General features: G+C 36.4%; 11 protein-coding genes. 5 read left to right on the top strand and 6 right to left on the bottom strand.

Annotated elements, in window-relative coordinates:
* Positions 1-529: 529 nt before the first annotated feature.
* Both ACFFIS_RS14655 and ACFFIS_RS14650 read right to left on the bottom strand, forming a co-directional pair.
* Positions 530-1,699 (bottom strand): AI-2E family transporter, encoded by a 1,170-nt coding sequence (locus ACFFIS_RS14655; RefSeq protein ID WP_320381179.1) that lies wholly within the window; start codon positions 1,697-1,699, stop codon positions 530-532.
* Between the two features lie 138 nt (positions 1,700-1,837).
* Positions 1,838-3,010 (bottom strand): MFS transporter, encoded by a 1,173-nt coding sequence (locus ACFFIS_RS14650; protein WP_390188137.1) that lies wholly within the window; start codon positions 3,008-3,010, stop codon positions 1,838-1,840.
* A gap of 527 nt (positions 3,011-3,537) precedes the next feature.
* Between ACFFIS_RS14650 and ACFFIS_RS14645 the strand changes: the two genes are divergently transcribed.
* The gene (locus ACFFIS_RS14645; RefSeq protein ID WP_320381546.1) at positions 3,538-4,329 is read left to right on the top strand and encodes a squalene/phytoene synthase family protein; all 792 of its coding nucleotides are present in this window, start codon (positions 3,538-3,540) and stop codon (positions 4,327-4,329) included.
* Between the two features lie 158 nt (positions 4,330-4,487).
* On the opposite strand, the gene ACFFIS_RS14640 is transcribed toward ACFFIS_RS14645, so the two are convergent.
* Together ACFFIS_RS14640 and ACFFIS_RS14635 are read right to left on the bottom strand one after the other, a co-directional pair.
* Complete coding sequence (locus tag ACFFIS_RS14640) at positions 4,488-4,685, bottom strand: hypothetical protein (RefSeq protein ID WP_320381181.1); 198 nt, start codon at positions 4,683-4,685, stop codon at positions 4,488-4,490.
* 102 nt (positions 4,686-4,787) lie between these two features.
* Positions 4,788-5,429, bottom strand: coding sequence for a hypothetical protein (locus ACFFIS_RS14635; protein ID WP_320381182.1), 642 nt, complete (start codon positions 5,427-5,429; stop codon positions 4,788-4,790).
* A gap of 189 nt (positions 5,430-5,618) precedes the next feature.
* On the opposite strand from ACFFIS_RS14635, the gene ACFFIS_RS14630 reads away from it, so the two are divergent.
* The 4 genes from ACFFIS_RS14630 (at position 5,619) to ACFFIS_RS14615 (ending at position 9,353) form a co-directional block, all read left to right on the top strand.
* Positions 5,619-6,362 carry a MerR family transcriptional regulator gene (locus ACFFIS_RS14630; RefSeq protein WP_390188261.1) on the top strand — a complete coding sequence of 248 codons (744 nt, stop codon included), beginning with the start codon at positions 5,619-5,621 and terminating at the stop codon, positions 6,360-6,362.
* A gap of 292 nt (positions 6,363-6,654) precedes the next feature.
* Positions 6,655-7,689, top strand: a complete 1,035-nt coding sequence (locus tag ACFFIS_RS14625; protein ID WP_390188135.1) for a LytTR family transcriptional regulator DNA-binding domain-containing protein — start codon at positions 6,655-6,657, stop codon at positions 7,687-7,689.
* Between the two features lie 108 nt (positions 7,690-7,797).
* Positions 7,798-8,646 carry an ABC transporter ATP-binding protein gene (locus ACFFIS_RS14620; protein WP_390188259.1) on the top strand — a complete coding sequence of 283 codons (849 nt, stop codon included), beginning with the start codon at positions 7,798-7,800 and terminating at the stop codon, positions 8,644-8,646.
* Entirely contained in the window at positions 8,643-9,353 is a 711-nt protein-coding gene (locus ACFFIS_RS14615; RefSeq protein ID WP_390188134.1) for an ABC transporter permease, read from the top strand. The genes ACFFIS_RS14620 and ACFFIS_RS14615 overlap by 4 nt, the downstream gene beginning before the upstream one ends.
* A 216-nt stretch (positions 9,354-9,569) precedes the next feature.
* Here ACFFIS_RS14615 and ACFFIS_RS14610 read toward each other — a convergent pair whose 3' ends face one another.
* Both ACFFIS_RS14610 and ACFFIS_RS14605 read right to left on the bottom strand, forming a co-directional pair.
* Positions 9,570-11,594 carry a prolyl oligopeptidase family serine peptidase gene (locus ACFFIS_RS14610; RefSeq protein ID WP_390188132.1) on the bottom strand — a complete coding sequence of 675 codons (2,025 nt, stop codon included), beginning with the start codon at positions 11,592-11,594 and terminating at the stop codon, positions 9,570-9,572.
* Positions 11,595-11,736: 142 nt separating this feature from the next.
* The gene (locus ACFFIS_RS14605; RefSeq protein WP_390188131.1) at positions 11,737-12,438 is read right to left on the bottom strand and encodes a phosphatase PAP2 family protein; all 702 of its coding nucleotides are present in this window, start codon (positions 12,436-12,438) and stop codon (positions 11,737-11,739) included.
* Positions 12,439-13,115 lie beyond the last annotated feature (677 nt).

Raw genomic sequence — 13,115 nt, 5'->3', positions numbered from 1 at the left:
CCTCCGCTCCAAACAACCGCCGTGATTATGCGAGTCAATCTTTGTAAGTCTTATTACGAAAAACTACACTACGGGGAATAGATTTTCAGCTCTTAACTATACCATTCAATAAACTAGTAAAAAATCAGCTCTGGATAAAGATACCTACACCAGCGGAGGAAAAACACGGAGACTCGAAAAAGATAAAACGTCTTTTCCTCGTACGATGTCATGCTGCCGAAGCGTTCCTTGTCCTGCGGGAGGTCGGCTAAAATCGGTCACGTCCTGTCGCTACGCCTTCATGACCAACGTCCTGTTGGCCCGAGGCTCATCAGCCGCCCGCGGAAAGCGCAGTGTTTTTCCGGAGCGATATTAGTGAGGTAAGTTTTCACTACTGAACAGTTTGGGTCAACGCTGAATGAGACGATGATGCGAAAGGGATATCAAAGGATATTGTTGTTAATAGTCGTTATCATATCATATTAAAATGTTGGTGAATATATATTTTAGGCAAAAAAGGTGAGTTGCTTAGAATGCAACTCATCCTATTTTATGATAATTTATTTTTCTTTAATTCATATGTTCCATGTTCATCACCAAAATAACGGTTATAGCGAATTTTAAACTTCCCATAGAGATATTGGACTAATACTTTTAAGATTGCATATCCCGGAATACCTAAGATTACGCCGATAAGTCCGAATAAATTACCTGCGACAAGTAAGACAATCATAATTGTGAGCGGATGGATTTTCATTGTCCGTCCCATAATATTTGGTGAAATTAAATGTCCTTCTAAAAATTGTACAGCCGCCCAAACAATTGCTAGTTTAACTAACATGAATGGTGAATGAACAATTGCAATAATGATAGCCGGTGAAATGGCTATTATTGGGCCAAGATATGGTACAACGCTTGTTACGGATGCGGTAATTGCTAAAATGATGGCATAATCAAGACCGATAATAAGATAACCGATATATAAGAGAATACCAATACATAATGCAACAATAATTTGTCCGCGAATATAGGAACCAACTTGGACATCCATGTTTTTTAAAATATGATCTGCATCTTTACGAAATTTAGGTGGCAGTAGGCGTAAACAATATTGTTTAAACTTTGCACTATCTTTTAATAGGAAGAATAGAATAAACGGAAATGTAAATATCGCGATAAAAACATGTGTAAGTGTGTTCGCTACATTCCGGATACCTTCTAATGCGCCACCAACATAAGCACCAATTTTACTAGAAATATCAGATAGGTTTGCGACAACCCAGTCATACCCCTCGTCATAGTAAGGCCCAAATATGGATTGATCAATCCAACCACGGAAATTTTCACTCATCTGCTGGACGAAAACTGGAAAATTAACAATTAAGTCATTTATTTGTGTTTCGATTGTTGGGGCTACAAGCATCGTAATACTAGTAATAATTCCTGCGATACCAAGAATGATGATGAGGATCCCCCAAATGCGCTTAATACGTGCCTTCTCAAGTAAGTTAACAATAGGATTTATTAAGTAATAAGCAATAAAAGCTAGTATAGTAGGCGCTGCAACTGTCGATAATATTACAATAAAAGGATGGAAAATGAATGATATTTTATTATATATATAAATAACAATCCCTAATAGAATAAGTACGAGTAATCCAAAAACTAAATTTCGACCACCGAGGAATTGCATAAATTGGGTTTCAAGTTTACTTTTCATATGTCTCTCCTTCACTCCGAATACAAATACTAGTGTTATTAGTATTATAGATGAAAAGAAAAAAAATAACCATGCTAAATCACACTAACTTTGCAGAATATAAAAACAAATGAAAAAGGCCCCCTCAGGGACCCTTGGTTATGCGCGATTCAGTTTATGTTTATCTTTGGAAAATAAATTGTCATAAATTGAAATGACAGCCGTGACTAATGATAGAGCAACCAAAATACCTCCGACAGTTGCATTGTGTACAACAGATACCTTTTCAACCACAAGTCCACCTATAAAGGAACCAAATGCGATTCCGAAATGGAGTGATGAATTACTTAAGCTCTGCTGAATATCCGATGTCTCAGGAGAGGCCTCAATGAGATAACTTTGCATTGCTGGTGAAATAGCCCAACTCATCACGCCCCAAATAACCATTACAAATAAAAATAGTGAAAGTGAAAATGTGATATATGGAATAATAAATAATGCACATATAAAGGTAATGATAACAGAGATAATCGTTCGTTTATGTCCGAAAATATCTGCAAGTGTGCCGCCAATTCCGCCGCCACTTACTGCTGCAATACCAAATATTAAATAGATTGTACTAACCCATGTACCAGAAACACCCATAACTGATTTCAAAAAAGGTGTTAAATATGCGTAAAGTGTCGTATGGCCAGCTAAAAATAAAAACGTTGTAAAATGCGCAAAGGTAATTTTACGCCCCTTTAATGTAGCAAGCTGTGCTTTTAGTGGGATGGATGGCTTTGGTTCTACTCGATCCATAAAGAAAAACACCCCTATAATGGATAGAATAGTAAGGAAGCTGATTAAAATAAATGGCGCACGCCAACCAAATGAGTTTCCTAAAACTAAACCGAGCGGAACCCCTAATACAAGCGAGCCACTAACCCCCATTGAGACAAGGCCGATTGCTCGTCCACGATATTTAGGACTAACTAAAGTAGGAGCCATCACCAAGCATAAAATAATTAATAGCGCTCCACTTAGCGCTGAAATAACGCGACCAATAAATACCGCCTGATATGTCGTGCTTAAGACGGTAACAATATTACCAACTAGAAAGATAAATAAGGAAATAAGTGTTAGCTTTTTCCGTTCTATGTTCGCTGTAAGAACAAGTAGCATTGGTCCAGCAATAGCGAATACTAATGAAAAAATCGTAATCAAAAATCCTGCTACACCAATCGTTACATGTAGATCAGCTGCAACTAAGTCTAAGATTCCACCAATAATAAGTTCTACCATACCTACTATAAATGAAACAATCATTAAAAAATATACTCGTTTATCCATTATATGACGCCTTTCTAAATATATAAGAATGTATAAAAGTGAACTGGTTGTAAGATCCCGATATCAATAATCCGTGGAGCTCTAGACAGGATAAGTTGGAGAATCAATAAGAACCAGTAAAATCCATGTTTGCTCATGTCTGAACAACCTTAACTAATTGATGCTTTACTTTATATTGTATTTAGTTGCAGTAGTTTAATTCTACTACACATATTGGCTTTAGATGAAGTTACATAAGTAACAATTAAATACCTTCATGATTAATTTCTATCATCTGTAAGATATTTCAAACCTATACAAGTTTAAACGTATTTTCATGTAAATACAAGTAGTTATGTTAACTTGTATCGGTTGTGTTCAGCACAATCTATTTTACAGGGAAGGAACGATGGAAAGGAAAAAATAAAATATATCTGCTATACTAAATATATTACGATAACATGAAAAAGCCCGGATAGTTTTCTTGAAAAAACCCAAACCTATGTTTCCAAAAGGAGGAGCAATCAGTGAATCTAGAAAAAGAAGCGATGCAAGTCCTAAAACTAACGAGTAGGACGTTTTATATACCGATTAAATTACTGAAAAGTACATTGCGAGAAACAGTTGCTTCTGCTTACTTATGTATGCGAGCTGTCGATGAAATTGAGGACCATATTACATTAAACCCAGATGTAAAGCAGACATTATTAAGAAGAACGAGTGAGCTTCTTTTGGCTGGTCGTCATTTTAATAAAGAGTCGTATCAAGCATTAATTAAGCCGCATGAAGCAGAATTACCAGAAGTAACAAAACGCCTAGGAGATTGGATTGACTTTTGTCCGGATGGAATAGTAGACCGTGTAACAGAATCTACTAGTATCATGGCAAATGGCATGGCCGAGTGGGTAGAAAAGAATTGGCAAGTAGAAACAAAGGAAGATCTCGATAATTATACGTATTATGTTGCAGGGTTAGTCGGTGTGATGCTTTCCGATATTTGGAATTGGTATGATGGCACAGAAACAAATCATGAGTTAGCTATTGGTTATGGAAGAGGATTGCAAGCCGTAAACGTATTGCGAAATAAAGATGAAGATGCAGAACGGGGCGTACGTTTTTTCCCGAACAATTGGACGCGCGCTGATATGTTTGCATATGCTGAAGAAAACTTAGCGCAAGCTGATGAATATATAAAAGATATAAAGACAAAAAATATATTACTATTTTGTAAAATTCCATTAGCGTTAGCGAAAAAGACATTGGCTGTATTGAAAAAGGGACAAGAGAAAATGTCGCGTACAGATGTAGAAGAAACGGTTGAGCAAATTTTAAATGAATAGCAGCGAAAAAAGAACATGAGGACCGATTTCATCTTGGGTAGATGAAATTGGCCCTTTTTTCATGCCAAAATAAGCATATAACGGTCGGCAGAATTTCTTTATGCTTCTGCATGATTATAAGGAGTGTAGTAGTAAATTCTATTTTTTATGCATAAGCACTAGATTTTAATAAATTTACTTAATAAAGCACGTAAGCCTAAAAGGATGAGCGCAATAGAGAAAACAATGATGGTGAGGACCCCAATAACGTGAAAAAAGGCTACAATTCCTGCATTAATAAATCCAACTGGTTCAATGAGTGTTAAGGCAAAACCCGCAAGAATACTTGCCAAATATAATAATGGCAATTGATTCATGTTGCATCCCTCCTTACTACTTTTAGTATATGAAGGAGGGAGAAACTTGCATGGGTGAACCAATAGTCGTAAAGCAATACATGCTATCCTACTAAGCCCAAATTAAAAACATTGGAAGGATACGATTCGGTTCAAATCTATTCCAAAATAAACCCATCTATTTCGTGACCAACGGAATCCTGCAACCGAGTTTCTTCCAACAAAGGTTGGGAAGAACCAAAACGAATCTCTGTTTAGCCAAATATATGTGAAGCGAAAACGGCAACCTCTAATTGCGCCAGAATCTATGGCAAATGCCTGATGTGTTGGTTGTTGTGGTGTAAAATTAGGCGGTGGTGTAGTAGGCGCCACAGCTGTTCCTCCTGGCTGACTTGGATGCGGCCCCCCTGGTTGACCATGTTGGGGTCCACCCGGCTGCCCTGGAAAGCTCGGTTGTCCTGGCCACGTTCCTCCAGGATGTGGTCCACCCGTATGACCTTGCCCAGGCCAAGGTCCACCCGGAAATCCACCCGGCTGACCATGTCCTGGAAATCCTGTTTGCTGACCAGGAAAGGACTGTCCTCCAGGAGTTAACCAATTCAATACGCGCTCTTGATTAGGATCCATTTCATCCTGCATGTTATCATTTTCATGATGGTTCATGAACGTCTGATGTGTATCCCCTGCTTGCGGTGGTGATGGGTACTGCCCATGATTGTAATTCATATTATTGTAATCCATATGCGATGTTTCATTATAATTCATCGATATTCCCCCTTAAAATGTCTTCTATTCACTATATGGTTGATTTGTCTAGAAAGGGAATGAAATAGTGAAGAATGGGCGGTCTAATGCCCGTTTTTATTAAAAGGACCACTCAATAATGTTGATTATTAATAAAATGATTGACTCTAACGTTACGTGATAGCTTATTGTTATTTTTGAAAGGAGGGAATTTCTTTGAAAGTGAAAGAAGTGGCAGAACTTGTTGGTATTAGCGTCAGGACACTGCATCATTATGATGAAATTGGTTTATTAATACCAAGAAAGCAAGAAATGACGGGTTATCGATTTTATACAGATGATGATTTGGAAAAGCTGCAGCAAATTTTATTTTATAGAGAGCTTGGATTTTCTCTCAAAAAAATTAAGGAAATCATAACGAGTCCAAATTTTAATCGTGAAGAAGCGTATACGACACAATTAAGGATGTTAAATAAAAAGCGACATCAACTAAACCAAATGATTGCTACTTTAGAAAAAACAATCCAACATATGAAAGGAGAAATTACGATGTCAAATAAGGATAAATTCTTAGGGTTTGACTTTAGTCATAACCCATATGAAGAGGAAGCACGTGAGCGTTGGGGGGATAAGGCAATAGATGAATCAAATAAAAGATTAGGTGAAATGTCCCAAGAAGAGAAGAAAGGTTTAGCACAGGATATGGAAAGCATATTTATAGAATTAGCAAAAATTCGCCATCTATCGCCAGAAGCGAAAGAGGCGCAAGCGACTATTCATGAATGGTATCAATATTTATCTAAAATTAATGATTATTCGTTGGATGCATTTAAAGGACTTGGAGAAATGTATGTTGCTGATGAACGTTTTACTAAGAATATCGATAAATTCGGAGAAGGACTTGCCAAGTTTATGTGTGAAGCAATGACAATTTATGTTGAGAAGCAGCGCTAAACCTTTCTACATTATTATAAAATCATGGAAATGTTAGCAAGCGTCGGACAAATTATAGGCTAAGGGACGGAGTGGGTTTTTGAAATTATCCAAGTTCCTTAGCTTATTTGTTTTTTCATTGGTTTAGCTGATTTTAAAAACCGTCAAAACTCTCCCATCATGTCGTTTAAAATTTGTGCTTATAAACGATATAAGTTCATGTATTGGCTACGAAAAATCTAATAAGTAAATCGTAAAACTCTTCCCTTTTTTGATATAATAAAATGAATTGAAATAAAGGAAGAGGATAATTATGTCATTATTAAAGATAGAAAATATAGAAAAGCGAACAGATGGTGCATTATTATTTCCGAGTTTTTCTTTAACATTAGATAAGAAAGGTGTCACCGCTATTTATTCTAGTTTGAATGTACGTAAAGTCCTACTTCAGATGTTGATGGGGAATGATTCATTAGGCAACGGGCAAATCACTATCCAGGGGATACATGCGTTTGCAGGTGAAAAATTTAATCGAAGGATTGCAGTATTTTTATTAGATGAAGGAGTGTATGAGCGTTTAACAGTAAAAGCATATTTTAAGTTTTTCCAAAGCATATATGAATCTAGCTATTCGGTGAAGGAAATGCTTCAGTTAACGCAATTAGTTACGAAACAAAATATTGCCATTAAAAATTTGACTGAATCAGAAAGAAGAAGGGTACATTTTGGGAGAGTTTTATTTCATGATAAGGCAGCAGTATACATATTTGAAGAACCAGAATTAAATATAGATATTGAAACAAAGCGAATTTTTATTCATATTGTAGCGCGATTACAAGAGAAGGATAAAGGAGTCGTCATCCTGACAGGTAACATGGAAAGTGCTATTACTTCTGCGGTAAATGTTTACCGTTTGGATGAAAATGGTTTACAAAAAATAGAAACGAGTACCGATATAGAAGAAGAGAAAAAGGAAGAAGTCGTGGAATCTGAGAAAAAGGATCATACATTTCAGTTTCATAAAGTTCCAACTAAAGTAAATGATAAAATTGTTTTATTTGATCCACTTGAAATTGATTACATAGAAAGTGTAGATGGACAAACTTTATTACATATTAAAGGAGAAACATTTCCGACAAACTTCACATTAAATGAATTGGAAAATAGACTAACCCATTTTGGCTTTTTCCGATGTCATCGTTCATATATCGTAAATTTACAAAAAGTAAGAGAAGTTATTACATGGACACGTAATAGTTTTAGTTTGCGTTTAGAAGATGTTTCTAAATCAGAAATCCCATTATCCAAGACAAAAATGGGGCAATTAAAGGGAATGTTAGGCCTGTAAAACACTCCATTCATCCCTTTTATTACTCTTTTCATCAAAAATATACTGTTTTTCAGTTTATTTTCCTCTATCTTATATGTAGATGCAAACGACAGGAGGAAAGTAATGTTGGAAAATATTATTGAAGTAAATCAGTTAGAAAAGGTGTTTGGTAATCAGACTGCGTTAGATGAAGTGAACTTTCAAGTAGCAAAAGGAGAAATTTTTGGATTTTTAGGTCCGAGTGGATCTGGAAAAACGACGACAATTAAAATATTAACAGGCCAATTAGCCCCAACATCCGGTGAAGCGAATATTTTTGGTGTATCAACATCAATATTAAAAAAGGGAGAATATCGAAAAAGGATAGGTGTACTAACAGATAATAGTGGATTATACACGCGATTATCCATTTATGATAATTTGAAATTATATTGTAATTTATACGGTGTACCAATAACTCGTATTCAAGAAGTTTTAAATATGGTCAATTTGGAACAAGAGCAAAAGAAAATTGTTTCCAAACTCTCAAAAGGGATGTTACAACGGGTAACGCTAGCTCGGACTTTGTTACATGAACCGGATTTACTGTTTTTAGATGAACCGACATCAGCATTGGATCCTGTGAATTCTCAACATATTCATGAAGGTTTAAAACGGCTAAATGAAAAGGGGACGACGATATTTTTAACGACACATGATATGGCGGAAGCGGAGTTATTATGCAATCGTGTTGCCTTTTTACACCAGGGGGAAATTCAATTACAAGACGAGCCAAAAGTTTTACGCAGACAATTTTCCGATTCTACTGTCACAGTTTTATTAAAGAACGGGGAACAACTGCGTTTGGCAAGTGATAATAGTGGAGCAGATACAATCTATCAATATATGAAAAATAATGAAATCGTATCGATTCATTCAAATGAGCCAACACTTGGGGATATTTTTGTAGAAATTACGGGGAGGAAATTAGTATGACTTTTTCAGCAAAAAGAATGTATGCTATTTTTGAAAAGGATTTAAAGGACTTATCGAAAAATTTATATGTATCTACCACTTTTTTGCTCCCGGTTGTTTTAGCTTTCTTTTATCGGAAAATGGATGTGTTGACTTTAGGTTCGCAATATTTGATTATTAATTTAGTATTTGTTTCTATCACATTTTTCATTCAGTGTGCAGTTATTGCAGAGGAAAAAGAGAAAAATACATTGCGGGGATTAATGCTCTCACCTGCATCTTTACCTGAAATATTAAGTGGAAAAAGCCTAGTTAGTTTATTGCTTACAACGATTACGTTATTGTTATGTATTACAGTGTTGGACTATAAGCCTGCGAATATTGCTTTAGTTGTACTCGCATTTTTTATATCAAGCTTATTTTATATTGCATTGGGGACACTAGTTGGATTGCTGTCCAGAACAGTGATTGAGGCATCTGTTTTTATGCTACCAGTTATGGTTGTGTTTGCATTTGGTCCACTTATGGAATCTGTCATGGAAAACTATCCAATGCTTAGATTTTTAAATTACTTTCCGGGCACCCAATTAATGGAGATAGCGAGTAAGGTACAAGACGGGGCTGGATTTACTGCAGTTAGCTTACATTTTGGTTGGATTCTAGCGTGGTTTGTAGGTACTGCGATATTGACTGTATTTGTTTATCGAAAAAGGGAAATGGATTCGTAAATTATTTTCATGGAAAAACGAGTAATCAAATTTAATTACTCGTTTTTTCTATTTATAAATGAATTTCTTATGTTTCCATGTTTATCAATGAAGATAGCAAAGCCATTTCCAAGTCTTATATTCATGGTAGCTGCATAACAAGAATAGCTACTTTATCTTTTATAAAGCACTTTTTATGCATCGATGTTTTGGAATCTGAGCACAGGATATTTTGTTTTACATCGAGAGTTCTTTATCCAAAAACGCAAAGAAATCAACCCATTCGTCAATAATTTTTGAAATTGGCTTTCCATGACCATGCCCAGCCTTTTCTTCTAATCGTAAAACAACACGCGTATTTGGATCCGCTTTTTCATTCAATGTCGCAGCAAATTTGAGTGCATGGCCTGGAACAACTCTATCATCACTTTCCGCCGTTGCAATGAGCACCGGTGGATATTGTTCACCATCTTGTACATTGTGTAAAGGCGAATACGCATACAAAAACGGGAAATGCTCTGGATTTTCCGCACTACCGAATTCTGGTATCCAATAACGTCCAATTGTAAACTTATGATAACGTAACATATCAATAACAGGAACACGGCAAATAACTGCTCCAAATAAGTCAGGTCGTTGCACCATGCAGGCAGCTACAAGTAAACCACCATTAGAACCACCCATAATGGACAACTTATTCTCATTTGTATAGTTATTTTCAATCAACCACTCACCGGCAGCAATAAAATCATCAAATACATTTTGTTTATTTTCTAAAATGCCATCTTTATGCCAGTCTTCACCGTATTCATTACCACCACGTAAGTTCGCTACCGCATATACGCCACCTTTCTCTAGCCATCTTAAAATGGCTGGATTAAATGCAGGGGTTAGACTAATATTAAACCCACCATAACCGTATAAAATAACTGGATTTTCTCCATTTAAAGATAGATCCTTTGGTTTTGTAACAAACATCGGTATTTTTGTGCCATCTTTTGAAGAATAAAAAACTTGAATCGTTTCAAAGGCATCTGTTTCAACGAGTAGTTGTGCTTTTTCTAATACATTCAATTGATCAGTTTGTACATTGTATTGGTAAATCGTCGTCGGACTTAAGAAGGATGTCATGCCAAAATAAATAACCTTATCCTCTTTATTCACCTGTATATCCGTAATGGAGCCAATTTCCAATAATTTTATTCGCCTCACATGCTCTCCCGTTTTGTTATATACATGTAGTTGATGATGTGCGTCATGTAAATACGCAATGATAAATTCGTCATCAATTGCTTTAATAAAATCAATAACGTCTTCTTGCTCAGGTATGACTTCTACCCAATTCTCACGTTCTGGTTTATTTAAATCAATCGTGATAATTCGTCCATTTGGGGCCCCTAAATCAGTTTGAAAATAGAAAGTTGTTCCTTCGTTCGTAATGTAGTAGTAGGCTGCATCCCCGGCATCTAATAATCTTATAAACGGATCACTAGAGTGAAGTGATTTTATGTACAATCTATTTTCGTTTGCTGTTCCTAGAAAAACATAGAGTCCAATATATGCGCCATCGTCTGTGATGAATGGGGAAAAGTCAAACTCCTTATCTTCTGGTTGTTCATGTACTAATATGTCTTCTTCCTGCTTAGTTCCAATGCGATGGAAATAAACACGACTATATTTACTTTCATCTTCAGGAGCTACTGTTCCAGGTTCTGGAAAGCGACTGTAATAGAATCCGGAATGATCAGGGGACCAAGCAATATTCGTAAATTTAATAAATTCAATTAGGTCATCCAAATCCTCGCCGGTGTTAATATTACGCACTCGTATTTCTTGCCAGTCACTACCGTGTTTAGATATGGCATAAGCTAATAGTTGTCCATTTTTACTCATTGCATGGTTGGCTAAGGCGACTGTTCCATCATCACTGAATTCGTTTGGGTCAATGATAACAACGGGATCATGTTCTTCCTCACGCATATATAAGACTGCCTGATTTTGCAAGCCGTCGTTTTGCAAGTAAAACAAACGTTTGTTTATCATTTTTGGAACATAGTATTTTGAATAATCATGTAGTGTTTCTAACCGTGTTCTATCTATAACTTTGTTCGGTGCTGAAGAGAAATAGTTTGCACATTTTTCATCCATGTGAGACACCCACTCTTTTGTATCTGATGATAAGGGGTCCTCTAACCACCTGTATGGGTCAGCTACTTTTGTACCATGGAAGTTTTCTATAATATTATCTTTTCTAATGATCAACTTCATTTTCCTCCTAACTATTTATGTGTGTATATTTCTAATTATTGTAATTGTGACTAAACCTAGTTTAACACAATTTGTAATAGCCGGAATATAAAAGGCACAAAAAAGGTTTCGTTCCGTAATTTGGAACCAAACCTGTTTATCTGACCTTATTATGTCTTCTCACTTTAGAACGAATGGATTGGTGTTGCTTTGTCGGCAATTGAATGACAACTGTTTTATTACTACTTTTTGCTGTCTTTCTTTTCATAGAAATGAATACAAGCGTACTATAAATGACGGAGACGATTAAAATAGATGCAATGACATCTAGGATAACATGTTGTTTTATCAAAACAGTTGATAAAATAATCGATAACCCCATAGTTTGAATAAAAATGGTGTTTAGTATATGTTTCTTTTTAATGTGAATGGACCCAATCATGATCATAAATGTTGTTAAGACGTGAATGCTTGGAAAGCAATTTAATGGTGCATCATTTGCATAAATATTTCGTACAAGGTCAAAGAAAAACCCGTTGCCTACAAGTTCTGGTCTAGTGACAGTAGTTTGGAAAAAAATATAACATAAGAAACAAATTATCTCGGCAATTACAATCGTCACAATAGAATGGATGTAAACACGCGTATTTTTATACCAAAAGTAAATTAAATAACAAAATACAAATGCATACCAAAGGATATATGGGATAACAAAAATTGGGACAAACGGGATGTAGTCATCGATCGGTATTGCGATATTCGTTGCTTTACTAGGCAAATCATTAATATAATTGTACACAATGCCCAAAATCGGAAAAACCAATAAAAGTAGTAAACTAGGAATTTTTCTCTTTATCATCGTATGCTCCTAAAATATTCGTTTTTTAATAGATTGCTAATGTATCATATAGTTTCGAATTGTTTGTTGCAACTCATCCCGTACACTAGACCCAAACTGTTCAGTAGTGAAAACTTGCCTCACTAATATCGCTCAGGAAAAACACTGCGCTTTCCGCGGGCGGCTGATGAGCCTCGGGCCAACAGGACGTTGGTCATGAAGGCGTAGCGACAGGACGTCGCGTTCTTAGCCTTCCATCCCTATGACGCACTGCGGGGTCTCACCTAGGCCGAGCGAAGAACACGACGTTCTAGTGTCGGCATTGGTCGCAGGACGTGACCGATCTTAGCCGACCTCCCGCAGGACAAGGAACGCTTCGGCAGCATGACATCGTACGAGGAAAAGACGTTTTATCTTTTTCGAGTCTCCGTGTTTTTCCTCCGCTGGTGTAGGTATCTTTCATTACGAATTGATTGTCTATTATTTATATTAGATGACCTAGACTAGACTAGCGTAGGCAGAATACGTAGACTCCTCAAAAATGCAAAAAAAAATGCATTTTATCGTGCGATGCTTCGCTGTCGTGGCCTTCCTTATCCTGCGGGAATAGCAACAGGTGAACGCAGGGCTAAGTTCACCACGTCCTGTGGTAACGCCTGCGCTAGCACGTCCTGTGCGTCGGAAACCCCACAGGAAAC

Origin of the sequence: Paracerasibacillus soli (assembly GCF_042432965.1) — a bacterium.
Classification (GTDB): domain Bacteria; phylum Bacillota; class Bacilli; order Bacillales; family Amphibacillaceae; genus Paracerasibacillus; species Paracerasibacillus soli.
Note: the sequence above shows the minus strand (reverse complement) of the source record. Positions and strands in the feature narration are given on the sequence as shown.

Excerpts from the sequence above, each read along its gene's own strand:
- ACFFIS_RS14655 (WP_320381179.1), bottom strand. The coding sequence starts at position 1,699 with ATGAAAAGTAAACTTGAAACCCAATTTATGCAATTCCTCGGTGGTCGA.
- ACFFIS_RS14650 (WP_390188137.1), bottom strand. The coding sequence starts at position 3,010 with ATGGATAAACGAGTATATTTTTTAATGATTGTTTCATTTATAGTAGGT.
- ACFFIS_RS14645 (WP_320381546.1), top strand. The coding sequence starts at position 3,538 with ATGCAAGTCCTAAAACTAACGAGTAGGACGTTTTATATACCGATTAAA.
- ACFFIS_RS14640 (WP_320381181.1), bottom strand. The coding sequence starts at position 4,685 with ATGAATCAATTGCCATTATTATATTTGGCAAGTATTCTTGCGGGTTTT.
- ACFFIS_RS14635 (WP_320381182.1), bottom strand. The coding sequence starts at position 5,429 with ATGAATTATAATGAAACATCGCATATGGATTACAATAATATGAATTAC.
- ACFFIS_RS14625 (WP_390188135.1), top strand. The coding sequence starts at position 6,655 with ATGTCATTATTAAAGATAGAAAATATAGAAAAGCGAACAGATGGTGCA.
- ACFFIS_RS14615 (WP_390188134.1), top strand. The coding sequence starts at position 8,643 with ATGACTTTTTCAGCAAAAAGAATGTATGCTATTTTTGAAAAGGATTTA.
- ACFFIS_RS14605 (WP_390188131.1), bottom strand. The coding sequence starts at position 12,438 with ATGATAAAGAGAAAAATTCCTAGTTTACTACTTTTATTGGTTTTTCCG.